The sequence below is a fragment of the Streptomyces triculaminicus genome, assembly GCF_017349075.1.
Lineage (GTDB): Bacteria > Actinomycetota > Actinomycetes > Streptomycetales > Streptomycetaceae > Streptomyces > Streptomyces triculaminicus.
In genome coordinates this window covers 346,015-369,867 of sequence record NZ_JAFMOF010000001.1, presented here as the reverse complement: position 1 = coordinate 369,867, position 23,853 = coordinate 346,015, and the positions used below count along the sequence as shown (strand labels likewise).

Here is a 23,853-nt window from a genome sequence, read left to right as displayed (position 1 = left end):
TGTGGGGGCGAGAGCCACGCAGCGCGTGCTCGTGACATGTCATGTGCGACTTGTCAGACGCGGGGAACTCTTCGTCCGTTCCCCGAGTAGGTCGGGCAGGGACAATGCACGTGAGGACAGCCGGAAGGGGTGGTGCGGATGAAACGGTCCCATGGACAGGAATCGGCTGCCGCCGGTGACGGTGCGAATGCCGCCGATGGAGTGATGCCCGCCGTGCCCGGCGGACTCACCTACAGCGCGGCGGACGCCGAGAAACAGCGCGGCGTCCGCCGGATGAAGGCGCTCGCCACGGGCCTGCTGCTGGCCGTCGCGGCCGTCTACACGCTCGCCACGTGGGCCCGGACCACGGGGTGGGGCGGAGGCTGGGCCGGCTTCGTCGCGGCCGCCGCCGAGGCGGGCATGGTCGGCGCGCTCGCCGACTGGTTCGCCGTCACCGCGCTCTTCCGGCGGCCCATGGGCCTGCCGATCCCGCACACGGCCATCATCCCGACCAAGAAGGACCAGCTGGGACAGAACCTCGGCGACTTCGTCGGCGAGAACTTCCTCTCCGGCGTGGTGGTGCGGCAGCGGCTGCGTTCCGTCGGCATCGGCTCCCGGCTCGGCACCTGGCTGAGCCGGCCCGAACACGCCGACCGGGTGACCGACGAACTCGCCACCGCCCTGCGCGGCGCCCTGACCGTCCTGCGCGACGCCGACGTCCAGGCGGTCGTCGGCGAGGCCATCACCCGGCGGGCCGACGCCGCCGAGATCGCGCCGGGCATCGGCACGATGCTCGAGAGGATCGTCGCCGACGGGGGCCACCACAAGGTGGTGGACCTGGTGTGCGTACGGGCCCACGACTGGCTCGTCACCCACAGCGACTCGGTGATGGCGGCGGTCGCCGGAGGGGCCCCCGGCTGGACGCCGCGCTTCGTGGACCGCAAGGTCGGCGAGCGGGTCTACAAGGAGCTGCTCCGCTTCGTGACGGAGATGCGCGACATGCCGGATCATCCGGCGCGCGGCGCCGTCGACCGCTTCCTCGCGGACTTCGCTCACGACCTGACGTCCGACGACGACACACGCGCGCGTGTCGAGCGGCTGAAGTCCGAGGTGCTGGGCCGCGGCGAGGTGCAGGACATCATCGCCTCGGCGTGGTCGTCCGTGCGCGCGATGATCGTGGCCGCGGCGGAGGACGAGCGCAGCGAGCTCCGGACGCGCACCCGCGCCTCGATCCTCTCCCTGGGCGACCGGATGACCGGCGACGAGCGGCTGCGGCGGAAGGTCGACGGCTGGCTGGAGGACGCGGCCGTCTATGTGGTGACGACCTATCGGGACGAGATCACCGCCCTGATCACCGACACGGTGGCCGGCTGGGACGCGGAGCACACCTCCCGCAAGATCGAGGCCCACATCGGCCGGGACCTGCAGTTCATCCGGATCAACGGCACGGTGGTGGGGGCGCTGGCGGGGCTGGTGATCTACACGGTGTCCTGGCTGTCGGGGGCGTAGGGCTGCGTAGGGGGCGTAGGCGACGTAGGCGGGGCGGGCGGAGTCCGGGGTGCGGGGGCCGGGGCGGCGGCCGGGCTTCTCGGTGCTGAGGCCGGAATCGGGGGCTTAGGGCGGAACGGGCTCGTCCGCGACCTAGGGTCGGTCCGTGAAGAAACGTCCCAACCTGCTGTGGCTCCTGGCCCCGTATGTCCTCTACCTGGGCACCCTCCCCCTGGTGGACCGCGTCCACCCGACCGTCCTGGGCCTGCCCTTCCTCTTCTTCTGGCTGCTGCTGGCGACGTTGCTGACCCCGGCCGCCGTCTTCCTCGCCTGGCGGGGCGACCGCAAGCGGGGACGCGCGTGAGCGGCGACGCCGCCGTCGCGTCGGCGATCTTCGGCGGATTCATGCTCCTGACCGTCGCCCTGGGGCTGCTGGCCGTCCGCGGCCACGGCCGCACCACCGGACTGGCCGAGTGGTCGGTGGGCGGCCGCAGCCTCGGCACGGTCTTCATCTGGGTCCTGATGGCCGGTGAGGGCTACACCAGCTTCAGCTACCTCGGCGCCGCCGGCTGGGGCTACAACCACGGCGCCCCCGTGCTCTACGTCATCGCCTACATGTCCTGCGGGTACGCGCTCGGCTACGTCGTCGGCCCGACGCTCTGGTCGTACGCCCGCCGGCACGGCCTCGTCACCATCACCGACATGGTGGCCCACCGCTACGGCCGGCCCTGGCTCGGCACGGCGGTGGCGATCCTGGTGACCGTGTGCCTGCTGCCGTACATCCAGCTGCAGATCACCGGCATGGGCGTCGTCGTCTCGACGATCTCCTACGGGGCGATCAGCCTGAACTGGGCCTACTTCATCGCCTTCGCGGTGACGACGGGCTTCGTGGTGGTGAGCGGCCTGCGCGGCAGCGCCTGGGTCTCGGTGCTCAAGGACCTCATGGTCATCGTCACGCTCGGCTTTCTCGCCGTCTACGTGCCCCTGCACTACTTCGACGGCTACGGCCCCTTCCTGGACCGGATCGTGGCCGAGAAGCCGGACTGGCTGACCTTCACCGGGCACGGCGGCAGCGGGCTGGGCGGCAGCTGGTACGTGACGACCAGCTTCCTCAACTCCCTGACGGTCGTCATCTTCCCGACCACCGTGGCGGGCTACCTGGGCGCGCGCAACGCCGACGCGCTGCGGCGCAACGCCATGCTGCTGCCGTTCTACAACGTGCTGCTGTTCGTGCCGATGCTGCTGGGCATGGCGGCGATCTTCGTGGTGCCGGGGCTGACCGGGGCCGGCTCGAACCTCGCGCTGTTCAAGCTGGTCGTCGACTCGCTGCCGGCCTGGGCGGTGGGCGTGATCGGGGTCGCGGCGGCGCTGTCGTCGATCGTGCCGATGGCGGTGTTCATGCTGGTCATCGGGACGATGTGGGGGAAGAGCGTGCTGGGTGCGATCCCCCGGCTGGCCGCCCGGCCGGACCGGCAGAAGACGGCGGCGCAGGTCGTGGTGGTGGCGGCGGGCACGCTGGCGCTGGTGCTCACCTACACCGAGCCCAACACGCTGGTGCGGCTGTCGCTGATCTCGTACGAGGGCATGGCGCAGCTCGTCCCCATGATTCTGCTGGGGCTGGTGTGGCGGCGGATGACGCTGTGGGGCGCGGTGAGCGGCCTGGCGGCGGGTGGTGCGCTGGTGTGCTGGCTGGTCTTCACCGGGCACGATCCCGTGTGGGGGGTGAACGCGGGCGCCGTGGCGCTGGTCGTGAACCTGGCCGTGGCGCTGGCGGTTTCGTTCTGGGGGCCCCGGACGGCCGACGCGCGGCCGGACGAGGAGGTGCTGGCGTCGGATCCGGGCCGGGATCCGGACCGGGACGCGGGCGGGGATACGGACCCGATGGGGGGCGTTGTCAGTGGGGCGGTCTACCATCGGAACGACTGAACTGGTGAGCGGCTGAACTGCCGTTCTCTCATTCGACCGTGCGAGGGGGAGGGGCCCGATGCGTCACGTACTGCGTGCCGTGGCGCGTGACGTGCTGTGGACGCACGTCAGCGTCTTCCTCCTCCTGCTCGGCGAACTGCTGCTGGCCCAGACCGGCCTGCTGTCCGCCGTCGCGTTCGCCGCGACCACCGCCGTCGCGCTCGCGCTGACGCTGTGCGCCGTCGCCGTGGCGGCCGCCCGCACGGGCGGTCCGCTCACGCCGACCCGAATACGCACCGCGATACGGGACCGGGAGCTGCGCACGGCGTTCCTCGCCCAGCGCGATCCCGACGCCCAGGGCCGCCGACGGCCCCGAGCGCCCGGCCTGCCCCTCCCGGCGGCCGCGTAGGCGCGTTCCGCGCATCCCTGTCCTCCCGCCGGCGGCATGCTCTTCATCGCTTGCCGCCCGCGCTCACCGGGGTGCCCGGGGGCTGTGCCCACGTGGCTCGTCACGCCGAATTCCCTTGCTTCCTTCGGCACGACGAGACCCGTGGAGGGCTCACTCACCATGTCCGTCTTCTCTCCCCTCTTCACCTCACTCGGCTCGCTCCTCACGCATCTCGCCGACGCGCTCGACCCGCTGCTGGGCGCCTCGGCGACCGCCGGGGCGATCGTGGTGTTCACCGCGTGCGTGCGGCTGGCGCTGCACCCCCTGACCCGTTCGGCGGCCCGTGGCGAGCGGGCCAGGGCCGAGCTCGCGCCCCGGCTCGCCGAGCTGCGGCGGAAGTACGGCAAGAAGCCCGAACGGCTGAAGGAGGAGGCCGCCAAGCTCTACGCGGAGACCGGGACGTCCCCGCTGGCCGGGTGCCTGCCGATGCTGGTGCAGCTGCCGGTGTTCTACGTGATGTACCACCTGTTCTCGACCGGTGACGGAGGAGGCGATCTGCTGAAGCACAAGCTGCTGGCCGCACCGCTCGGCGGGCGGTGGGCCGACGCCCTGGACGAGGGCGGCCCCCTGGGCGCGCAGGGGCTGGTGTACGCGGCGCTGTTCGCGCTGATGGCCGTCGTCGCCACCTGGACGTACCTGCGCAACCGCAAGACCGCGGCGGCGCTGCCCGCGGCGGCGGGCGCGGACGCCCCGGCGCCGGGGGTGGCGACGATGGTGAAGCTGATGCCGCTGCTCTCCTTCGGCACGCTGGTCACGGCCGCCGTGGTGCCGCTCGCGGCGGGCCTGTACCTCGTGACGACCACCACGTGGACGGCGGTCGAGCGGGCGTACCTCCAGCCGCTGCGGACGCCGGCAGGGCGGGAGAAGCAGGAGGAGCGGGCTTCCGCCACGTAGGGCGAGTCCGATGGGCCCTGGGTGCCACGGACCGAAAGGGGGCTTGTGGAGTGTGCCTCCGTTCTTGGACGATCGAGCGGAGGGGCTTGACGACTGGGGGGAGTTGTAGCGATGAGACTGCTGCGGGTGGGGCCCGCCGGGGCGGAACGCCCGGCGCTGCTCGAGGACGACGGGACGCTGCGCGATCTGTCCGGGCTGGTCCCGGACGTGGACGGCGCGCTGCTCGGCGACCGGGCCGCGCTCACCCACGTCCGGGCCGCCGTTGGCGCCCGCATCCTGCCCGTCCTCGACCCGAGGGGGCTGCGGATCGGCCCGCCGGTCGCCCGGATCGGCAAGATCGTCGGCATCGGCGCCAACTACCGGGACGCCGTGGCCGAGGCGGGCCTGGCGGCCCCGGCCGAGCCGGTGGTCTTCCTCAAGGCGCCGGACACGGTCGTCGGCCCGGAGGACACCGTGCTCGTGCCGCGCGACAGCGAGAAGACCGACTGGGAGGTCGAGCTCGCCGTCGTCATCGGCCGGACCGCGCGGTATCTGCGGACGGACGAGGAGGCGCTGGCATCGGTGGCCGGGTACGCCGTGGCCAACGACGTCACCGAGCGCGAGTTCCAGAACGAGCGCGGCGGCCAGTGGGACAAGGGCAAGAACTGCGAGACGTTCACTCCGCTGGGGCCGTGGCTGGTGACGGCCGACGAGATACCCGACCCCCAGGCGCTGGGGATGCGGCTGTGGGTCAACGGCGAGCTGATGCAGGAGTCCGGCACGGCGGAGCAGATCTTCCCGGTCGCGTATCTGGTGCGGTACGTCAGCCGGTTCATGACGCTGTATCCCGGCGACGTCGTCAGCACGGGCACGCCCGCCGGGACCGCGTTCGGCAGGCCCGAGCCGAAGCCGTATCTGCGGGCGGGGGATGTGATGGAGCTGGAGATAGACGGGCTGGGGAGGCAGCGCCAGCAGGTGAAGAACGCGTAGGCCGTCCGGGGGCCGACGGGTGTGGCTCCGTGATCCGCTCCGCGCAATATGCATATTTTCGGATATGTCTCAGAGGGAGCGTGGAACGCGCCGGGTCGTCCGTTCGGTCGCCGCCGCCACGGCCACACTGGCCGCGGCCGGGGGCACCCTGCTGGCATGTGCCTTCGCGGCACCGGGCGCGGGTGACGGGCGGCCCGTCGCCGGGCCGGGGCCCTGTGTGCCGGGCAGGTGCCCGGCCGCGTACCCGGACCCGCACGGCGGCGCCGTCGTGGGGCGCGACAACGGCGTCAACGTCTTCGTCGGCGGCGACTTCGCGGTGCGCGGCGCGGCGGCCGGGGCCGAGGGCCGGGTGGTCGTCGAGGGTGAGTTCGACCTGGCCAAGGGGTCGGGGTCGCCCCGGCGTACCACGTGGGGGCCGTGGGGGTGGGCTCCCGGGTGCCGCCCGACAACGGTTCGCCGTTCCTGCGGGTGGGCGGCGACCTCAAGCTCGCCGCGGGCCAGCGGCTGCTCGCGGAGGACGGTCCCGTCAACGGGACGGTCGCCTTCGCCGGACGGCAGACCGGCACGGGGACGGTGAGCCCGAAGGCCGTGCGCGACACGGGAGCGCTGGCGGCGTTCGACGGGCTGCGGGAGGAACTGACCGCGGCCAGCACGTGCTACGCCTACGACAAGGGGGTGCCGAGGAAGCCGACGGGGACGGCGGTGAACCAGGGCAAGGTCACGGTCTTCACGGGGGACGGCACCTCGGCGTTCCAGGTCTTCAACGCGCCCTTCGACCTCGTCGCACCCGACGGGAGCGCGCAGAGCCTCTCCTTCCGGAAGATCCCGGCGAACGCGACGGTGCTGGTGAACGTGACCGACGAGAATGGTGAGGCGCGGACGATCAACACCTCGGCCGTGGCGCTCGCCGGCGTGCGGCGGGAGCGGCTGCTGTGGAACATCCCCGACGCGAAGGTGGTCCGGATCGCGGGCGGCGGGCAGCTGCAGGGCTCGGTGCTGGTGGGCCGCCGCTCGTCCACGACCCGCCTGTCGGTGGCGGCGGTGAACGGGCGGGTGTTCACGGCGGGTTCGCTCGCCCATGAGTCGGGGACGGGCGGTGCGGGCGGCCAGACCATCCACGCCTACCCCTTCGTGGGCGTGCTGCCCGAATGCGGGACGGGCCCGACCCCGGACGGCGGCCACACGGACACCGGTGAGCCGGTGCCCTTCCCGACGGGAGTGCTGCCGCCCGGCTTCCCCGGCCTGGAGGGTCTGGAGGGCCTGGAAGGCCTGATGGGACGCCCGGGGGCCGCCGGCCCGGACGACGCCGCCCCCGCCGAGGGGCGCGAGCTACCGCGCGAAGGGCCGCCGATGAGGGCCTCGATGGCGGTCGGCGCGACCCTCATGGCGGTCGGCGCGGCCCTGGCGCTGACCGTACTCTTCCGCACCCGTTCGGGCCCCGGCTCCGGCCCCGGCCGCAGAACCTGACGGGACACCGGCCGCCGACCTCCGATCGCGGCGGGTTACCGCCCGGCGGCCGGCCGGTAGGTGCAGACGTTGACGCCCGTGCCGCTGGTGACGGTGGAGACCAGCTCGAGCGTGCGCAGCGTGCCGTCGACGGGGAAGATCGTCTTGCCGCCGCCGAGGAGCACCGGCATGACCATGAGCCGGAGTTCGTCGACCAGGTCCTCGCCCAGGAGGGTGCGCGCCAGGGTGGCGCTGCCCATGACCAGCAGGTCGCCGCCGTCGGTCCCGCGCAGCTCCCGGATGCGGGCGACGGCCTCGGCGCCGGGGATGCGCGTGGTGTTGTTCCAGGTCAGCTCGTCGTCGCCCAGCGTGCTGGACACGACGTACTTCGGGAGGGCGTTCATCCGGTCGGCGAACGGGTCGCCGGCCCGCTCGGGCCAGGCCGCGGCCATCGTCTGCCATGTGCGGCGCCCGAACAGCAGCGCCTCGGCCCTGCCCGTCGCGTCGGCGAAGGCGCCGCCGACCACCTCGGGGTCGAAGAAGGGGTGCGACCAGCCGCCGTGGGCGAAGCCGCCGTCGGTGTCCTCGCCGGGGCCGCCCGGCGCCTGGACGACACCGTCGAGGCTCATGAACTCACTGATCACGATGCGCATGGGGAGTGCTCGGCTTCCTGTTCGGACGTACGGCAGGTCACTGCCCGGGCTGTGACGGATCACTGCCCGGGCTATGACAGGAATGGAAGCACGCGCCACTGACAACGGCCGCTGCCCGCAGGGCGGATCAGTCGTACAGTCTCCCGGCGTACTGCGGGCCGTAGTAACGCTCGAGGTCCTCCAGGGCGTCCTCGGGCCGCTCCAGCGACTTGGAGATGCGCGCCCGTGAGGGGACCGCGTCGGGGTTCCAGGTCTCCGGCTTCCAGAGCCCGGAGCGCAGGAAGGCCTTCGAGCAGTGGAAGAAGACCTCGTCGATCTCGACGAGGACCGCGAGCTGCGGCCGGTGGCCCTTGACGACCATCCGGTCGAAGAACGGCGCGTCGCGGACCAGGCGGGCCCGGCCGTTGACGCGCAGCGTGTCGCCGCGGCCCGGCACCAGGTAGATCAGGCCGATCCGAGGGTTGCTCAGGATGTTGTGGAAGCCGTCGGCGCGGCGGTTGCCGGGACGTTCCGGCACGGCGATCGTCGTGTCGTCGAGAACGACGGTGAAACCGGGCGGGTCGCCCTTGGGGGAGACGTCGCAGCTGCCGTCGGCCGCGGAGGTCGCCACCAGGCAGAACGGCGACTGCGCGAGCCAGCGCTTGTCGTGCTCGTGGAGCCGGGTGCGGACCTTGCCCGCGGCCTGCGGTGTGGGCCGGCCGAGCAGCTCGCGCAGCTCGTCCCCCGAGGTGATCTCGACTATGCCGGCGGCGGTCCCCATCGGTGCGTCCTTTCCCCGTACGTGTCCCGTTCGGAGCGTAACCGCCCCGGATGGGCATTGCGTGGGCGTGTGGCGCACGCCATGAAGGGATTGCGTACCGAAGGGAAATGACAGCCCATCAGGGGTGTGGGGCGGATCGGTGGGGCTCGGCGAGGAACCGTTCCAGCGCCTCGACGACCAGCGCGTGGTCCTCGCCCTGCGACAGCCCCGACACCGCCACCACGCCCACCACGCCTGTGCCGCGCACCCGCAGCGGGAACGCGCCGCCGTGCGCGGCGTAGCGGCCGGGGTCGAGGCGGGAGGAGTCCTCGAAGGTGCGGCCCTTGGCGCGGAAGCGGGCGCCGACCAGGTACGACGACTCGGCGTAGCGCTCGACGACCCGGCACTTGCGGTCGATCCAGGCGTCGTTGTCGGCCGAGGTGCCGGGCAGGGCGCAGTGGAAGAGCCGCTGGGCGCCGCGCCGGATGCCGACCGTGACGGCCGCGCCGCGCTCACGGGCCAGGTCCGTCAGCAGCCGGCCCAGCCGCCAGGCGTCGTCGTGGTCGAAGCGGTCCAGGACGAGGCGCCGTTCGTCGTCGGCGAGCCGGGCGACCTCCTCGCTCACCGCGTCTCCTCCAGGCGGACCGTACGGCCCTCGGCCGCCGAGGTCTTCGCGGCCTCCAGCACGCGCAGCGCCGCCGCGGCCTCCGTCGCCGTGACCGGGGGCCGTCCGCCCGTGCGCAGGGCGTCGGCGATCGCCGCGTAGTACGCCGGGTAGTCGCCCGGCAGCGTCCGCACCGGTTCGCCGCCGCCCGTGAGCGGGGACTCGCCGGCGCCGAGGCGGCCCCAGGACGACTCGGCCTCGACGCCCCAGGCGCGGCCGTCGCCCGGCCGCAGGCCTTCGCGCAGCGCGGCCTCCTGCGGATCGAGCCCGTACTTCACATAGCCGGCCGTGCTGCCCAGCACCCGGAAGCGCGGGCCGAGCTGGGAGGCGGTGGCGCTCATCCACAGGTGGGAGCGGACGCCGCCGGTGTGGGTGAGGGCGATGAACGTGTCGTCGTCGGCCTCGGCGCTGTCGCGGCGGACGTCGGCCTCGGCGTAGACGGTCGCGGCGGGGCCGAAGAGGGCCAGCGCCTGGTCGACGAGGTGGCTGCCCAGGTCGTAGAGGATGCCGCCGACCTCCGCCGGGTCGCCGGACTCGCGCCAGCCGCCCTTGGGGCGGGGGCGCCAGCGCTCGAAGCGGGACTCGAAGCGCAGTACCCGCCCGAGGGCGCCGTCGGAGACCAGCCGGGCGACGGTGCGGAAGTCGTTGTCCCAGCGCCGGTTCTGGAAGGCGCTGAGCAGCAGGCCCCGGCTGTCGGCGAGCGCGGCCAGCGACTCGGCCTCGGCGGCGGTCGCGGCCAGCGGCTTGTCGACGACGACCGGCAGCCCGGCCTCGAGGGCGGCGCGGGCGAGCGGGACGTGGGTGCGGTTGGGGGAGGCGACGACGATCAGGTCGAGCTCGCCGGCGCGGGCGAAGAGGGCGTCCGCGCTGTCGGCGGTACGGGCCCCGGGGTGCTCGGCGAGGGCCTGGCGCCGCCGTTCGGGGTTGGCGGTGACGACCGTGTCGAGGACCAGCCCGTCGGTGGCGGCGAGGAGCGGGGCGTGGAACACCGAGCCCGCGAGGCCGTAGCCGATGAGGCCCACGCGGAGGGGGGCGCGGAGGGCGCCGGTGGCGTCGTCCGGGGCGGCATCCATGTCCGTGGTTTCCATGCCCTCCACTTTGGCAACAGTGTTGCGTAAGTGCAAGCGGAGTGGAGAATGAGGCCGTGAGCACTATCGGAGCCGGTCCCGGAACCCATCCTGGGGCCAACCTCGCCGCCCTGCGCGACCACAACGCCGCCCTCGTCCTCGGCCTGCTGCGCGACGCCGGCGAGGCCGGCGCCAGCAGGGCGGAACTGGCCGCGGGCACGGGACTGACCCCGCAGGCCGTCAGCAAGATCACCGGTCGGCTGCGGGAGTCCGGCCTCGCCGCCGAGGCGGGCCGCCGCGCCTCCACGGGCGGCAAGCCCGCTACTGTCCTGTGCCTGGTGCCCGGCGCCGCGCACGCCCTCGGCCTCCACCTCGACCGCGACACCCTGACCGTCACCCTCGCCGACCTCATGGGCGCGGCCGTCGCCACGCGCACCACGCCGCTCGCCTTCGGCGCGGGCGGGGACGCGGTGCTCGACGCGGTGGCGCGCGAGGTGACGGCGCTGCTCGCGGAGGCCGGGGCCCCCGCCGTCCTCGGCGCCGGAGTCGCCGCCCCCGGCCCGCTGGACCACCGCGGTGGCGTGCTCCACCGCGTCACCGGCTTCCCCCAGTGGGACGGCTTCCCCCTGCGCGACGCGCTGAGCGAACGGCTGGCCCTGCCCGTCACGCTGGACAAGGACACCAACGCCGCCGCCCTCGGCCTCGCCCTGCGCGGCCCGCGCGACGCCTCCTCCTTCGCCTACCTCCACCTCGGAACCGGCCTCGGCGCGGGCCTCGTGCTCGGCGGCCGGGTGCACCGCGGAGCCAGGACCGGTGCGGGCGAGTTCGGCCACCAGGTGCTCCAGCTCGACGGCCCCCCGTGCCCGTGCGGAAACCGCGGCTGCCTGGAGGTCCTCTGCCTCGCGGCCGTCGCGGCCGGCGACACCGCCCGCGCCGCCCGCCTGCTCGGCGTCGGCGCCGCCAACCTCGTCCGGCTGCTGGACATCGACCATGTGCTGCTCGGCGGCCGGACCGTGCTGGCGGACCCCGACGCGTACGTCCGCGGAGTGCGCGCCGAACTGGCCGACGCCACCGCCGTCCGCGTCGCCCCCGGAGGCGACCGCACGGTCGTCGAGGGCGCGGCCGAACTGGTGCTGGCCCCCCTCTTCGGCCGCGGTGTGGATGAGATGACCATCGGCCTATCGGGCGGACATTGACGCCCAGTCGGGCGCAAGCCGCGGGCGACGCGATGACCGGTCGCGGACCGGTGGGATGTTCCGGTACGACCGGAGCCGCCACCCGGAGAGGTCCCGCGATGCCTGCGCTGTCCGCGATGTGCCCGACCCGAGCGCCGAGGCCCGTCCGGCGGTTCCTCCTCGCGTGCGCCGCCCTCCTCGCCTGCGCCACCCCGGCCGCGGCGGCTCCGTCGCCCGCCGACCCCCCGTCGCAGCGGTGCGGCGACCCCGTCGGCAGCGAGTTCCCGATCACCTCGCGGCTGAGCGGCGGCCCCGGGGCGTACGAGCGCGGCGGCACCCCGCACACCTGGCGGCTGGAGCTGCACAACGACACCGACGGCGAGTGCCGGTCCATCCACCCCGTCGCCGTCCTCGCCGACAAGCGACGGGCCCTCCAACCCGGCCACGTCCACCTGGACTTCTACGACCAGAGCGGCTCGCGCTGGCTGCCGGTGCGCCTCGAGCACACGGACGAGGCGGAGAACGTCGGGGTCCTCGGCGACACCCCCTCCGGCTTCCCCGGCTTCGCGGTGCCCCCGCACGGATTCGTCACCGTCCAGCTGCGGCTCGGCTTCACCGCCGGGGCCCCCGAGGGAGCGGTCACCGCCAACGTCACGGCCGTCCAGAAGCGCGGCGCCGACGGCGCCTGGGTGGGGGAGTCCGACGACTACACCTTCGCCGTGGGGCCCGCCCGCGCGACCCCGGCCTCCTCCTCGCCGTCCGATCCGTCCGGGCCGTCCGCGGCGGACGTGCCGAGCGGCCCGTACGGCCCGTCCGGCGGGCCCGCCGACGCCGCCGCGGCCTCGTCCGCGCTCGCCGACAGCGGCGACGAACGCCCCGTGCTCGCGATGGGCCTCGTGGCCTGGGCCCTGCTGGCCGCCGGGGCGGCGCTGCTGATCGGCGCCCGCCTGGCCCGGGGCCGCCTGCTGGAGGCGGCGGAGGCCCCGGCGGAGGACGACGAGGAGCGGCATACCGGGACGGAACGCTAGGAATCGGCGGCCCGGGGCCACCGCCGGGGACTGATTAGGCTGGGGGTGTCAGGGCGGCGCACGAGTGGTGCCGCCCTGGCGTCCCGGTGTCCCGCCGGTGACGGGCGACAGCACGGCAGGAGTCCCGCAGTGGCAGAGCGCAAGCCGATCGAGTCCTGGCTCACCGACATGGACGGTGTCCTCATGCACGAGGGCATTCCGGTGCCCGGGGCCGACGCCTTCATCAAGGGGCTCCGCGAGTCCGGCAAGCCCTTCCTCGTCCTGACGAACAACTCGATCTACACCGCCCGGGACCTGCACGCCCGGCTGCAGCGGATCGGGCTCGACGTGCCGGTCGCCAACATCTGGACCTCCGCCCTGGCCACCGCCCAGTTCCTCGACGACCAGCGCCCCGGCGGCACCGCCTACGTCATCGGCGAGGCCGGGCTGACCACCGCCCTGCACGACATCGGATACGTCCTGACCGACGCCGACCCCGACTACGTGGTCCTCGGCGAGACCCGCACCTACAGCTTCGAGGCGCTCACCAAGGCCATCCGCCTGATCAACAACGGCGCCCGCTTCATCGCCACCAACCCCGACGAGACCGGCCCCTCCGCCGAGGGCGCCCTGCCCGCCACGGGTTCCGTCGCCGCGCTGATCACCAAGGCGACCGGGCGCGAGCCCTACTTCGTCGGCAAGCCCAACCCGCTGATGATGCGGGCCGGGCTCAACGCCATCGGCGCCCACTCCGAGACCAGCGCCATGATCGGCGACCGGATGGACACGGACATCCTGGCCGGGCTCGAGGCCGGCATGGAGACCTTCCTCGTGCTCACCGGGCTGACCCGGGCCGAGGAGGTCGACCTGCACCCGTTCCGGCCGTCCCGCGTCGTCGACTCGATCGCGGACCTCGTCGACCTGATCTGACGCCTGCTCCGCAACCGGCGTGACCGGTTCCAACGGCCGGTCCGATCCCGCCGCGTGGGGGTCGGATCCGGCCCGTAATTGGGCCGAACCGGTCTGATTGGTTCTGAAGATCGTCAAATGGAGCAATACGAGCACGGAGCGGATGCGTACGGCCGCCTCGGCGGGTGAACCTCTGGAGTACCAGGAGGTTCACTATGGCTTCAGTCCGCTACGCCCTCTGCGGCGCCGTGGCCGCGGCGGTCGTCGTCTGCGCCGCCACCGCCCACGCCAACGACGGCCCCGTCACCATGTCAGGAACCATCGAGCTCACGCCCGTCACCAGCAGGCCGGGTGCCGAAGTCCAGCTGCGGGTCGCCGGCTGCGAGAGCAACCGGGCGACCGCCACCTCCGAGGCGTTCGTGACCGACGCCAAGCTCACCAAGGACTCGGCCGGCATGTTCGCCGAGGCCACCATCCGCGAGACCATGGCCGCCGGAACGTACCCGGTCAGGATCAACTGCGAGGGCGTCGACGCCACGGCCGAGGGAAAGCTGACCGTCGTCACCGACGGCCGGGACCTGTCCGACCGTCACGCCGGCGCGCAGAGCGACCGGGCCGACGGCGACCGCGCCGCCGCCGTGGGCCCCGACCCCCGCGAGGCCTACGGCCACGCCTCGCCCGTCGCCCCGGTGCCCGCCGGAGGCGGCGGCACCCGTCATGTGGCCGCCGCCGAGGCGCCCGACACCGGGGGCCTCGTGCTCGCGGGCACCACCGCGGCCATCGCGGGCGGCCTCATCTGGTACCGGCGCCGCACCAACGCCCAGCAGCGCCGACAGCAGCAGCAGTAGCGCCATGCCGGACGAGCGCGCGAGCGGTGCAGGCCGTCTGCTGACCGGAATGGCCTGGTCCGCGCTGCTGGTGGCGCTGTGGCTGTGGGGCCGGGACGTCACCGAGGTGCCGATGGCGGTCTCTCCCACCACCGGCGACGTGGCCGCCGCCGGGCGGCCCGGCCACGCCCTGCCCCCGGCCCACGACCCCCTGCCCCCGGCCCGCCCGGGAGCCCTCACCATCACCACCGCGAACATACGTGCCCCCATCGAGCCCCACGGCCTGACCCGGCAGGGCGCCGTCGAACCGCCGCCCTTCACCCGCCCCGGCGCCGTCGCCTGGTACCAGGGAGGACCCGCCCCCGGCAGCCCGGGCGCGGCCGTCCTGGTCGGACACCTCGACACCGACCGCGCGCCCGCCGTCTTCTCCGCACTCGGCGACCTCGGCCCCGGCGAGAAGATCGGCGTCACCCGCGCGGACGGCTCCACCGCCGAGTTCACCGTCGAGGACGTCGCCGTCTTCACCAAGGACCGCTTCGACGCCGCGAAGGCCTACGGGCCGCGCCGGCCCGACCGGGCCGAGCTGCGCCTGATCACCTGCGGCGGCAACTACGACCGCGAGCGCCGCTCGTACAGCGCCAACATCGTCGTCTCCGCCTACCTGACGGACACGACCGCCCCCTTCGCCACCACCGACATCCGAAAGGCCTGACGATGAGTCCGACGCCGCGGCCGCGCCCGGTCCGGCCGAGTCGCCCGACAGGGCGACTCGGTATGTGTCATGGCATGACTGCCCACGGCCGTGGGCACGTCTGTGCCAGCATTGAGAAGGCATCTCCGGGCACCGCCAGAGGCAGTACACCCAAGGGGGAGTGGATGTACGGCAGCGACGCCGGACGCGCGCGTGGGGCCCGCCGGACGCGGGCACGGGCGGGGGCGACCGCGGGGATGCTCCTGCTCCTCGCCGTCGCGGGGTGCTCGTCGGGCGACGAGGCGTCGCCGAAGAAGAACCCCCCTTCCGTGTCGCCCGCCTCCCAGCTGCCCAAGTCCTCCTCCCCGTTCTGGGTGAACCCGGACGGCACCGCCGCCAAGGAGGCCACCCGGCTGCGCGAGGACGGCAAGAAGCGGGACGCCGACCTCATCCAGAAGATCGCCGGGCAGCCGGTCGCGGAGTGGGTGGGCGCGGACGACCCGGAGGGCCAGACCCGGGGCTTCACCGAGGCGGCCACCAAGGCCGACCGGGACGCCCTGCTCGTGTTCTACAACATCCCCCACCGCGACTGCGGCCAGTACTCCCAGGGCGGCGCGGCCGACGGCGACGCCTACCGCGCCTGGCTGGAGAAGGCCGTACGCGGTATCGGCGACCGCACCGCGACGGTCATCCTCGAACCCGACGCGCTGCCGCACATGGAGGACGGCTGCACCCCCCAGCAGTTCCACGAGGAGCGGTACGCCCTGCTGAAGGAGGCCGTGGGCAGGCTCAAGGAGCTGCCCCGCACCAAGGTCTACCTCGACGCGGGCAACCCCAGCTGGGTCACGCCGGGCGACCGGATGGCCGAGCCGCTGCGCCGGGCCGGCATCGACCGGGCGGACGGCTTCGCGCTGAACGTTTCCAACTTCCAGACCACCGAGGACAGCAAGGACTACGGCCGCAGGCTCTCCGCCCTCGTGGGCGGCAAGCACTTCGTCATCGACACCAGCCGCAACGGCAACGGCCCGCTCAGCGGCGGCGACCACGAGAAGGCCTGGTGCAATCCCTCGGGCCGGGCCCTCGGCGCCCCCCCGACCGTCCGGACCGGGGACGCGCTCGTGGACGCCTACCTCTGGGTCAAGCGGCCCGGCGAGTCGGACGGCGCCTGCAAGGGCGGCCCGGACGCCGGCCAGTGGTGGGAGACGTACGCCCTCGAGCTGGCCCGCAACTCCCGCTGACCCACCCGGCCGCTCCGGTCCGGCACCGAGCCGGAGCGGCCGTCCCACTGTGGAGCAGCGGAGCTCAGGAGGAGTTCGCCGACGACTCGGCGGCCGCCGCCGGGGAGAACTCCTCCGCCACCGGCACCTTGACCCACACCGCCTCCGACGGGGTCCCCTTCGCGTCGACGACGTTGAGCATGTACCAGCCGGGGGGCACCAGCGAGGGGTCCTTGGGGAGCGTCACGGTGAACGTGTCGCCCGAGACGGTCAGGTCCAGGGCGATCGAGCGCTGCTCGATGTTCGTGACGTGGGTGAAGGAGCCCGGCCGGATCAGCCGGCCCCTGACGATGCTCTTCGCCCGGTCCGCGCGGTAGGTGGCCGACTCTCCCAGCCGCACCGTGCGGGGCGCGGTGTCCTTGATCTCCGGGCGTTCCTCCCGGAAGGCGTAGGGCGGGGTGTAGAGGTCGATCTGCTGCTGGAAGGTGCCCGGCCTGGTGTTGTCCTTGTCGCCGAAGAGCGAGTCGGAGCCGAACGTCATCACCCGCCCGTCGGGCAGCAGCAGCGCCCCGGAGTGGTAGTTGCGCCCCACCAGCGGATCGGCGACCGGGCGGGTGCTGTTGGCCCTCGGGTCGTACAGCTCCGCCGCGATGACGTTGGAGTCGCCGCGGCCCCGGTAGTCGCCGGAGCCGTTGGTGGTCAGCACGGTGTCGTCGGGCAGGATGACGCTGCTGGGGTAGCGCACCTTGGCGTAGAGGTCGGGCCCGTCGTGGAAGCGGGGGCTCTCGTCGCGCAGGTCGACGATGCGGGTCCGGGCCGTGGACCTGCGGTCCTCGCCCACCCCGCCGCCGCCCAGGACCATGTAGCGCTGCAACTGGGCAGGCGGCAGCAGCACGGACATCGAGGTCTCGAGGATGTCCGGGTCGCCGATGCCCGGCACCACGGTGAAGTCGTTGCTCTCCAGGTCCCACAGCCCCGGCACCCGGCCCTTGTCGGCCGGGCCGTAGCCGGCGTTGGAGCCGGTGTAGAAGATCCTGCCCTTGTCGGTGAGGAACAGGGCGGGGTAGGTGGGGAAGAAACGCTCCTTGGGCAGGTACGTCCACTTCTTGGTGGCCGGGTCGTAGATCTCGTTCTTGCCGGGGACGACCTGGCCGATCTCGTCCAGGCCGGAGACCGACAGCACCCTGCCGTCCTGAAGGGTGGTCAGGGTGGGGTACCAACGGGCCTCGTGCATCGGGTCGACCGTGACATAGCGCTCGGCCACCGGGTCGAACTCGAAGGCGTCCTTGATGCCCTGGAAGTCCTTCTTGTCGAAGGAGAGCTTGTTGGCGATGCCGTAGGAGTTCCGGGCGTCGGCGCCGGACAGGCCCTCGACGCGGTAGTTGTCCGTCGCCCCGGTCTCGTACTCGTGGCCCTTGTCCAGCGCCTCCACGTACACCCGCGCCGTGCTGGCCGTGACCTTGACCTTGTCGCCCTCGCCGGTCTTGGCGGCGCGGGGCACGAGGACCGCGTCCTTGGACTCGAAGGTCTTGTGGTTGGCCTTGCCGGTGAAGCGGGTGCCCGCCGGGAAGGTCATCGGCTTGTCGGGGTTCTCGTTGTGGACGATCATCAGGCCGCCGGCCTTGTCGACGTCGCCGTCGAGCTTCTCGTAGCGCTGCGTGCCGCCCGCCACCAGGAGCTTTCCGTCGGGCAGCTGGGTGTGCCCGGAGCAGAAGAGGTCCTTGGGGGTGGGGATGTCCTTGTAGGTGTCCGTGCGCGGATCCCACAGGACCGTGCGGAAGGACTTGGCCTTGAAGTTGGCGGCGTTGTTGCCGGAGCCGGCCACGAGCAGCACCTTGCCGGTGTGCAGCAGGGCCGCGTGGATGGTGTTGATCCGGTACTCCTCCGGGACGTCCACCACGTCCCAGTGGCCGTTCCTGGCCTTGTACTCCGGCTTGTTGATCTTGTAGTCGTGGTACTGGTCGGCGGCGTATCCCCAGATGGCCGGTGCGTTCATCCCGCCCAGTACGAGCACGACCGCCGCACCGATCGCCAGGCGGCGGGTGCGGCGGCTCGGGGTGAATCTCATGTCTGGGGTGCCCCCTCGGGGTGCTCGGCGGGCCGCTTCGCGCGGTGGAGGGTCCACCACCAGGCGACGATCGGCGCGAGGGTGACCGCCAGCGCGAGCGAGGCCCAGGTGCGCATCGCCACATGGGTGTGGCCCGCGACCAACGAGGCCACCAGCGATCCGCCGAAGACCATCAGGAAGAACAGGTGGATGCGGAAGGTGCCGAAGAGGGTGTCGGGGCTGGCCGAGTCGCCCTTCGGGGTGACCACGAACCTGCTCTTGCGGCGCAGCACCGCGTCCGTCAGGGAACGGGCGTAGATCGGCGCGGAGAGCGCGGACATGACCATGCCGGCCAGGCCGCCCGAACCCTCGGGTTCGTGCGGCGAGACGTTGTGCCGGCGGTTCCAGACGTAGAGCCCGATCTGGAGGGCCGCCGCGTCGCTGTAGAGCATCATCCAGATTTCGGAATTGATGGAGATTCCCGAGGCGCCGAGCCCCAGGAAGAGCGCGCAGCTCAATGCGCCGAGCATCCAGTTGACAGCCGTCATCGGGTAGTAGATGACCATCAGGGTGTAGTTGAGGAACTTCCCCGGGGAAAGGGTGAAGGGCCCTTTCCAGTACTGCTTGATGATCGTCTCGTAGGTGCCCCGGGACCAGCGCAGCTGCTGGGTGAAGAAGTCCGTCCAGGCGCTCGGGCCCTCTCCGACGGCGAGGACGTCCGGGGTGTAGACCGAGCGCCACTTTCTGCCCGTCCCGGGATTGCGGTGGCGGTGCAGCTCGAAGCCGGTGGCCATGTCCTCGGTGATCGAGTCGTACAGGCCGCCGATGCCCTTGAGGGCGCTGATGCGCACGGCGTTGTTGGTGCCGACGAACATGGGGGCGCCGTAGCGGTTGCCGGCGCGCTGGATGAGGGCGTGGAAGAGGAACTGCTGGCTTTCGGCGGCCTTGGTGACGGCCGCGTCGTAGTTCCCGTACACCTGCGGTCCAACGACAAAGGCGACATCGGGGTCACGGAAATATCCGAGCATGCGCTCGAGGAAATTCGGCAGCGGTACGTGGTCGGTGTCCACGGAGGCGAAGAAGTCGTAGTCGTCGCCGTGCGCGTCGAGCCAGGCGTTGTAATTGCCGTGCTTGGTCTTCGCGCGGTGCGGGCCCTTGGGAAGGTTCCACTTCTCGACCCCCTTGCGGCTGAAGTGGTGCACGCCCAGCCTCCGGCAGACGTCCTTGACCTCGGGGTCGTCGCCCTCGTCGAGCAGCCATACGTGCACCGGACCGCGGTGGCGCACCCGGACGGCCGCCTCCAGGGTCCGGGTCACCATCTCGATCGGCTCCTTGCCGGGCACGAAGGAGGTGAGGAAGGCGACGCGGGTGCCGGTCTCGGGCACGACCGGTATGGGATCGCGGGCGACGAGCGTGGCGTGGGCGTTGGAGGTGACGTTGAGCGTGCGGAAGAGCTCGATCAGGCCGATGGACACCAGCATCACGGTGTCCAGGACCCGCATGAGGGTGGTGCCGTTCTCGCGCTGCGTCCAGTGGGCGGGCTGCATCAGCCACACCAGCAGGCCGAGCGAGACCACGGGCGCGGCGCCCAGCAGCAGCGCCGCCTGGACGCGGTGCGGCTCGTCGGCGAGCAGGCTGCGGTAGCGGACGCGGTACGGGCCGGGGCCCTCGCCGGGGTCGGTGAGCGGGCCGGCGAGGCGGCTGTAGTGCTCGTAGTCGAAGCGCGGAAGCGGCTTGCGATGGTGGGGCGGCGAGAGCCTCGGCGGGTCGGAGTGCCGGGGACGGCCTCCCGTGCCGGCCGGGGCCGGAAAGCGCAGCCGGGTCGTCACCGATGGATCGTAGGTCTGCTGCCGGGCATCGGCAGGCGTGGACGTCATGAGTCATCCCCCCGCACGCATGGTGAATGCGTGTACGTGCCAGTGCGTGGCCCCGCGGGCCCCCCTCGGCCGCGCGGGCGCGCAGGTGCCGGCTCCCCCCGGCACCAACCAACTCACTGGTCAGACAGTGACATTGGGTGAAGCTGTGCGTTTCAGGATCTCGGACCCCGCATCATGATCGCAAGGGTGAAACAAGGTGTTTACCGGGCAAAGCGGTACGTCGAACGAAGATGCGTACGAATGTTGCCCAAGTGGTCACGGGTGACACGCTTGTGTGTTCGTATCGCCCGGAGAACGACTCAAGGCCCCTCACCGAAAGGTGAGGAGCCTTGAGACTCGCGTGCGCCGCCAGGGACTCGAACCCCGGACCCGCTGATTAAGAGTCAGCTGCTCTAACCAACTGAGCTAGCGGCGCCTGCTGACAGAGAAAACTCTACCCGACTCCGGGGGTGCCTTTGACCACCCCCGCGATGCGGGGCCTCGGGAGCCCGTGGGGGTGATCCGGCGAAATCGAGTCCGATACGTCCGGTAATGACATGAATATTTGCTACGTACGGTAGCGCCTGGGCGACGTGCGGTCCCTTTCGGTCGCTGAGACGCTGTGCCGAGCGCCCGGGCGGTGGCCGAAAAAAATCAGCGGAAGCCGCCCGGGGCCGCCGGAAGCCGGAGGAAAGGCGGCCAAGGAGATGCCCGAGGACATATCCGGGGAGGGCGCCCGCCGTCGGCGGGGCGCCATGCGCGCCGCACTGCTGGCGGCGCTGGGGGCCGCGGCGATCGCCGGGCCGGGGGCGGTCGCGCGGGCGGCGGAGCCGCCACGGCCGGGCCCCGGTCAGGGGGCCGACACCGCCACGCTGGAGCCGAAGCCCGACGACCCGGAGCTCGCAGCCCAGGAGCTCGCCGGCCGTGAAGCCGCAGGCCAGGACCTCGCGGATCAAAACCTCGCGGAGGCGGAGGGCGCGGGCGCCGTCCCCGCCCTCGAGCCCGCGCTCGTCTTCGCGCTGCGCCAGGTGGGCGACCCGTACGCCCTCGGGGGCGTCGGGCCGCACCGCTGGGACTGCTCCGGGCTGGTCCAGCGGGCCTACGCCCGGGCCGGCGTCCGCCTGCCGCGCCTGGCCGCCGACCAGTACCGGGCCACCCGGCGCATCCCGCGCGGCGACCTGCGCCGCGGCGACCTCGTCTTCTGGTCCAGCGACGGCCGGGCCTCCGGGGTGCACCATGTCGCGATCTATCTGGGGGGCGGCCGCTACCTCGAGGCGGCCCGCCCCGGCACCCGGGTCCGGATCTCCACGTTCGCCGACTACAACCCGCACATGTACGGGCGTGTCACCCGGACGGCGGCGCGCTGACGGGGTGGCGGTGGTCGCGGTCGGTGAGGTGACCGTGGTGTGTCAAGGGTGCGAATTTGGCCTGGACATGGCGAATATCCGGGTCTAGCCTCCGTATTGGTCTGGACCGCAACCCACTCGACTCACAGAACCCCCCACGTTCTCGAGGAGTGCCAGCATGCGCAAAAAGATCAGTGCGGCGATCATCGGCTCAGGAGTCGCCTGCGTCTCGGTCCTCTCCACCACGAGCGCCTCCGGTCACGGCTACACCGACGCCCCCACCAGTCGCCAGGTGCTCTGTTCCCGGGGCACCGTCCAGGACTGCGGCGACATCCAGTGGGAGCCCCAGTCCGTCGAGGGCCCCAAGGGCTTCCCGTCCCGCGGCCCCTCCGACGGCACCATCTGCGCCGGCGGCAACAGCCGCTTCGCCGAGCTCGACGACCCGCGCGGCGGACAGTGGCCGGCCACCCAGGTCACGGCGGGCCAGAACCTGACGTTCCGCTGGAGGATCACCGCACGCCACGCCACCACGGACTTCCGCTACTACCTCACCAACAGCACCTACGACCCCCAGAGGCCGCTCACCCGGGCGGACCTCGCCACCCAGCCCTTCCTGACGGTGCCGTACGGAGGCCGCGTCCCCGACGCCACCGTCAGCCACCAGGGCACCCTCCCCGCCGGGAGGACCGGCAAGCAGCTGATCGTCGCCGTCTGGACCATCGCGGACACGGGCAACGCGTTCTACGCCTGTTCCGACGTCCAGTTCTGACGTCCGGCCGCCGCCCATGAGGACGGCCGTGGGGTGACCGGTCGGCGATCACCCCACGGCACTCATCCGGCGGCGCTCACTCGGGCGGTGTTCACCCGGCGGCGCTCACTCGTCGGGGTCGCGCCGCAGGGCGATCCGGGCGAGCACCCCCGCCACCACCAGGGCGACGACGGCCAGCAGCGCGTAGTCCGGCACCGCGTTGCCCACCCGGGAGGCCAGCTCCTCGAGGCGGAACTCCTGGTCGGCGTCCAGGACGCCCGGCAGGCCGGTCGTCCCGTCGTAGACGAGGAAGAGCGTCCCGATGCCGATGAAGAACAGACCGGAGACCAGGGACGTGGTGTGCAGCCGCAGCCGGCCCAGGCGTATCTCCCTGCCGCGCAGCCAGGCGCGCCCCCCGAGCCGGAAGCGGTCCCAGAAGAGGGCCAGGACGAACAGCGGCAGCGCCATGCCCAGCGCGTAGACGGCCAGCATCGAGGCCCCGTACACCGGGTTGCCGTTGACGGCGGTCACCGTCAGGACCGCGCCGAGGATGGGTCCGGCGCAGAAGCCGGCCAGTCCGTACACGCAGCCCAGCAGGAACGTCGACGCGGCGGTGCGCGGCGTGATGCGCCCGGCGGCCGCCTGGGCCTTCTTCGAGGCGAAGCCGAGGCCCACGATCTGTGCGACGCCCAGGGCGATCACCACCCAGCCGCCGGTGGTGACCAGCAGGTCCCGGTGGCCGTTGAAGAGCCGGCTGGCGGCGCTCGAGGCGGCGCCGAGCGGTACGAGCGTGGTGGCGAGCCCGAGGTAGAAGACGCAGGTCCGTGCGAGCAGCCGGCCGGGACTCGCGAGCGAGTACGCGAAGAACGCCGGCAGCAGCAGGGCGCTGCACGGGCTGACCAGGGCGAGTGCGCCGCCCAGGAAGGCGGCGAGGTAGCCGATGTCGGTCACTTGCCGGACTTCCCGGCGGCGTCCTTCACCGCTTTGGCCTGGGTGACGGCGGCCTCGAACTCCTTCAGCGGCTGGGCGCCCGCCAGCGGCCGGCCGCCGACGAGGAAGGTGGGTGTGCTCTTGACGCCGAGGGCGTAGCCCTCCTCCTGGTCCTTCTTGACGGCGGCCTCGGCGTCGGAGCCGTTCAGGTCCTCGCGGAACCTGTCGAGGTCCTTGACGCCCGCCGTGCCGGCCATGTCGACGAGCTTGTCCTCGGCGAGGGCGTCGCCCTTGCGGAGCTTGGCGAAGACCTCATGGTGGAACTGCGCGAAGCGGCCCTGGCGGCCGGCGGCCCAGGCGGCGCGGGCGGCGCGCTCGGAGTCCTTGCCGAAGATCGGGAAGTTGCGGAACTCGATGCGCAGGACGCCCTCGTCCACGTACTTGCGCACCAGCTCGGGCTGGGTCTCCCGGGTGAAGCGGCCGCAGAAGGAGCACTGGTAGTCGGCGTACTCCACGAGCACGACGGGCGCGTCCGCCCTGCCGACGGCCAGGGGGTCGCCCTTGTCGCGGCGGCTGGTGATCTTCTCCAGCCGGTCGTACGTGGGCTGCTGCGGGTCGAAGGCGGGCTGGGCGGCGGAGGGCTCGTGCCTGCCGGAGTCGCCGCCGTTCCTGGCGAGGGCGATGCCGGCGGCGGTGACGGCCACGACGAGGGCGATGATCGCGCCGATGGCCGCCAGGCGGCGGGAGGGCGTGGAGACGCGTGCGGACATGTGAGGTGGTGCTCCATGGGTCGTGAGGATCTGGGCATGCCGGAGCACGGCCCGTGCGGGGCCGTGGCGGGGGCGGTC

23 protein-coding genes and 1 tRNA gene are annotated in these 23,853 nt (G+C 72.6%); 15 read left to right on the top strand and 9 right to left on the bottom strand.

Annotated features, from left to right (window positions below; translation table 11 throughout):
- Nucleotides 1–204: 204 nt before the first annotated feature.
- The 7 genes from J1792_RS01790 to J1792_RS01760 all read left to right on the top strand — a co-directional run bounded on the left by J1792_RS01790 (nt 205) and on the right by J1792_RS01760 (nt 7,150).
- A complete protein-coding gene (locus J1792_RS01790) occupies nt 205–1,488 on the top strand; it encodes a DUF445 domain-containing protein (protein WP_242645417.1) in 1,284 nt (427 codons plus the stop codon).
- 145 nt (nt 1,489–1,633) lie between these two features.
- Complete coding sequence (locus J1792_RS01785) at nt 1,634–1,831, top strand: DUF3311 domain-containing protein (RefSeq protein WP_242705035.1); 198 nt, start codon at nt 1,634–1,636, stop codon at nt 1,829–1,831.
- A gap of 41 nt (nt 1,832–1,872) precedes the next feature.
- A complete protein-coding gene (locus J1792_RS01780; RefSeq protein WP_086575066.1) occupies nt 1,873–3,393 on the top strand; it encodes a sodium:solute symporter family protein in 1,521 nt (506 codons plus the stop codon).
- A 58-nt stretch (nt 3,394–3,451) separates the two neighbouring features.
- Complete coding sequence (locus tag J1792_RS01775) at nt 3,452–3,781, top strand: DUF6412 domain-containing protein (protein ID WP_179199130.1); 330 nt, start codon at nt 3,452–3,454, stop codon at nt 3,779–3,781.
- 141 nt (nt 3,782–3,922) lie between these two features.
- On the top strand, nt 3,923–4,714 hold the full coding sequence (locus J1792_RS01770; protein ID WP_242705036.1) for a YidC/Oxa1 family membrane protein insertase: 792 nt from the start codon (nt 3,923–3,925) through the stop codon (nt 4,712–4,714).
- A gap of 111 nt (nt 4,715–4,825) precedes the next feature.
- Nucleotides 4,826–5,683 (top strand): fumarylacetoacetate hydrolase family protein, encoded by an 858-nt coding sequence (locus tag J1792_RS01765; RefSeq protein WP_086575048.1) that lies wholly within the window; start codon nt 4,826–4,828, stop codon nt 5,681–5,683.
- 408 nt (nt 5,684–6,091) lie between these two features.
- Nucleotides 6,092–7,150 carry a choice-of-anchor A family protein gene (locus J1792_RS01760; RefSeq protein WP_307842875.1) on the top strand — a complete coding sequence of 353 codons (1,059 nt, stop codon included), beginning with the start codon at nt 6,092–6,094 and terminating at the stop codon, nt 7,148–7,150.
- Nucleotides 7,151–7,185: 35 nt separating this feature from the next.
- Here J1792_RS01760 and J1792_RS01755 read toward each other — a convergent pair whose 3' ends face one another.
- From J1792_RS01755 to J1792_RS01740, 4 genes are all read right to left on the bottom strand, one after another.
- The gene (locus tag J1792_RS01755; protein ID WP_086575052.1) at nt 7,186–7,782 is read right to left on the bottom strand and encodes a dihydrofolate reductase family protein; all 597 of its coding nucleotides are present in this window, start codon (nt 7,780–7,782) and stop codon (nt 7,186–7,188) included.
- A gap of 127 nt (nt 7,783–7,909) precedes the next feature.
- Complete coding sequence (locus J1792_RS01750; protein WP_086575053.1) at nt 7,910–8,542, bottom strand: pyridoxamine 5'-phosphate oxidase family protein; 633 nt, start codon at nt 8,540–8,542, stop codon at nt 7,910–7,912.
- Nucleotides 8,543–8,660: 118 nt separating this feature from the next.
- A complete protein-coding gene (locus J1792_RS01745; protein ID WP_086575055.1) occupies nt 8,661–9,146 on the bottom strand; it encodes a heme-degrading domain-containing protein in 486 nt (161 codons plus the stop codon).
- Nucleotides 9,143–10,273 carry a Gfo/Idh/MocA family oxidoreductase gene (locus J1792_RS01740; protein ID WP_242645416.1) on the bottom strand — a complete coding sequence of 377 codons (1,131 nt, stop codon included), beginning with the start codon at nt 10,271–10,273 and terminating at the stop codon, nt 9,143–9,145. The genes J1792_RS01745 and J1792_RS01740 overlap by 4 nt, the downstream gene beginning before the upstream one ends.
- A gap of 56 nt (nt 10,274–10,329) precedes the next feature.
- Between J1792_RS01740 and J1792_RS01735 the strand changes: the two genes are divergently transcribed.
- From J1792_RS01735 to J1792_RS01710, 6 genes are all read left to right on the top strand, one after another.
- Nucleotides 10,330–11,448 carry an ROK family transcriptional regulator gene (locus J1792_RS01735; protein ID WP_372446058.1) on the top strand — a complete coding sequence of 373 codons (1,119 nt, stop codon included), beginning with the start codon at nt 10,330–10,332 and terminating at the stop codon, nt 11,446–11,448.
- A 116-nt stretch (nt 11,449–11,564) separates the two neighbouring features.
- Nucleotides 11,565–12,455, top strand: coding sequence for a hypothetical protein (locus tag J1792_RS01730; RefSeq protein WP_207246550.1), 891 nt, complete (start codon nt 11,565–11,567; stop codon nt 12,453–12,455).
- A 129-nt stretch (nt 12,456–12,584) separates the two neighbouring features.
- Nucleotides 12,585–13,364 (top strand): HAD-IIA family hydrolase, encoded by a 780-nt coding sequence (locus J1792_RS01725; protein ID WP_086575060.1) that lies wholly within the window; start codon nt 12,585–12,587, stop codon nt 13,362–13,364.
- A gap of 194 nt (nt 13,365–13,558) precedes the next feature.
- On the top strand, nt 13,559–14,191 hold the full coding sequence (locus J1792_RS01720; protein WP_086575062.1) for a hypothetical protein: 633 nt from the start codon (nt 13,559–13,561) through the stop codon (nt 14,189–14,191).
- Between the two features lie 4 nt (nt 14,192–14,195).
- Nucleotides 14,196–14,882 (top strand): class F sortase, encoded by a 687-nt coding sequence (locus J1792_RS01715; RefSeq protein WP_207246549.1) that lies wholly within the window; start codon nt 14,196–14,198, stop codon nt 14,880–14,882.
- A 164-nt stretch (nt 14,883–15,046) separates the two neighbouring features.
- Nucleotides 15,047–16,099 (top strand): glycoside hydrolase family 6 protein, encoded by a 1,053-nt coding sequence (locus tag J1792_RS01710; protein WP_086569544.1) that lies wholly within the window; start codon nt 15,047–15,049, stop codon nt 16,097–16,099.
- Between the two features lie 64 nt (nt 16,100–16,163).
- Here J1792_RS01710 and glxA read toward each other — a convergent pair whose 3' ends face one another.
- The 3 genes from glxA to J1792_RS01695 form a co-directional block, all read right to left on the bottom strand.
- Nucleotides 16,164–18,146, bottom strand: coding sequence for a radical copper oxidase GlxA (gene glxA / locus J1792_RS01705; RefSeq protein WP_086569542.1), 1,983 nt, complete (start codon nt 18,144–18,146; stop codon nt 16,164–16,166).
- A complete protein-coding gene (locus J1792_RS01700) occupies nt 18,143–20,002 on the bottom strand; it encodes a glycosyltransferase family 2 protein (RefSeq protein ID WP_207246548.1) in 1,860 nt (619 codons plus the stop codon). Before J1792_RS01700 ends, glxA begins: the two co-directional genes overlap by 4 nt.
- Nucleotides 20,003–20,343: 341 nt before the next feature.
- A tRNA-Lys gene (locus J1792_RS01695) sits at nt 20,344–20,417 on the bottom strand.
- A 271-nt stretch (nt 20,418–20,688) separates the two neighbouring features.
- Here J1792_RS01695 and J1792_RS01690 point away from each other — a divergent pair.
- Both J1792_RS01690 and J1792_RS01685 read left to right on the top strand, forming a co-directional pair.
- A complete protein-coding gene (locus J1792_RS01690; RefSeq protein WP_086569539.1) occupies nt 20,689–21,348 on the top strand; it encodes a C40 family peptidase in 660 nt (219 codons plus the stop codon).
- Nucleotides 21,349–21,505: 157 nt separating this feature from the next.
- Nucleotides 21,506–22,096: a lytic polysaccharide monooxygenase auxiliary activity family 9 protein gene (locus tag J1792_RS01685; RefSeq protein ID WP_086569537.1), complete on the top strand. Its 591-nt coding sequence runs from the start codon at nt 21,506–21,508 to the stop codon at nt 22,094–22,096.
- 105 nt (nt 22,097–22,201) lie between these two features.
- Here J1792_RS01685 and J1792_RS01680 read toward each other — a convergent pair whose 3' ends face one another.
- Nucleotides 22,202–23,026, bottom strand: a complete 825-nt coding sequence (locus tag J1792_RS01680) for a cytochrome c biogenesis CcdA family protein (protein WP_207246547.1) — start codon at nt 23,024–23,026, stop codon at nt 22,202–22,204.
- A complete protein-coding gene (locus J1792_RS01675; RefSeq protein ID WP_207246546.1) occupies nt 23,023–23,775 on the bottom strand; it encodes a DsbA family protein in 753 nt (250 codons plus the stop codon). Before J1792_RS01675 ends, J1792_RS01680 begins: the two co-directional genes overlap by 4 nt.
- Nucleotides 23,776–23,853 lie beyond the last annotated feature (78 nt).

Coding starts and splice junctions, on each gene's coding strand:
- J1792_RS01715 (WP_207246549.1), top strand. CDS start 14,196: ATGCCGGACGAGCGCGCGAGCGGTGCAGGCCGTCTGCTGACCGGAATG.
- J1792_RS01790 (WP_242645417.1), top strand. CDS start 205: ATGCCCGCCGTGCCCGGCGGACTCACCTACAGCGCGGCGGACGCCGAG.
- J1792_RS01685 (WP_086569537.1), top strand. CDS start 21,506: ATGCGCAAAAAGATCAGTGCGGCGATCATCGGCTCAGGAGTCGCCTGC.
- glxA (WP_086569542.1), bottom strand. CDS start 18,146: ATGAGATTCACCCCGAGCCGCCGCACCCGCCGCCTGGCGATCGGTGCG.
- J1792_RS01775 (WP_179199130.1), top strand. CDS start 3,452: ATGCGTCACGTACTGCGTGCCGTGGCGCGTGACGTGCTGTGGACGCAC.
- J1792_RS01720 (WP_086575062.1), top strand. CDS start 13,559: ATGGCTTCAGTCCGCTACGCCCTCTGCGGCGCCGTGGCCGCGGCGGTC.
- J1792_RS01690 (WP_086569539.1), top strand. CDS start 20,689: ATGCCCGAGGACATATCCGGGGAGGGCGCCCGCCGTCGGCGGGGCGCC.
- J1792_RS01765 (WP_086575048.1), top strand. CDS start 4,826: ATGAGACTGCTGCGGGTGGGGCCCGCCGGGGCGGAACGCCCGGCGCTG.
- J1792_RS01780 (WP_086575066.1), top strand. CDS start 1,873: ATGCTCCTGACCGTCGCCCTGGGGCTGCTGGCCGTCCGCGGCCACGGC.
- J1792_RS01755 (WP_086575052.1), bottom strand. CDS start 7,782: ATGCGCATCGTGATCAGTGAGTTCATGAGCCTCGACGGTGTCGTCCAG.
- J1792_RS01740 (WP_242645416.1), bottom strand. CDS start 10,273: ATGGAAACCACGGACATGGATGCCGCCCCGGACGACGCCACCGGCGCC.
- J1792_RS01710 (WP_086569544.1), top strand. CDS start 15,047: ATGTACGGCAGCGACGCCGGACGCGCGCGTGGGGCCCGCCGGACGCGG.
- J1792_RS01730 (WP_207246550.1), top strand. CDS start 11,565: ATGTGCCCGACCCGAGCGCCGAGGCCCGTCCGGCGGTTCCTCCTCGCG.
- J1792_RS01675 (WP_207246546.1), bottom strand. CDS start 23,775: ATGTCCGCACGCGTCTCCACGCCCTCCCGCCGCCTGGCGGCCATCGGC.
- J1792_RS01750 (WP_086575053.1), bottom strand. CDS start 8,542: ATGGGGACCGCCGCCGGCATAGTCGAGATCACCTCGGGGGACGAGCTG.
- J1792_RS01700 (WP_207246548.1), bottom strand. CDS start 20,002: ATGACGTCCACGCCTGCCGATGCCCGGCAGCAGACCTACGATCCATCG.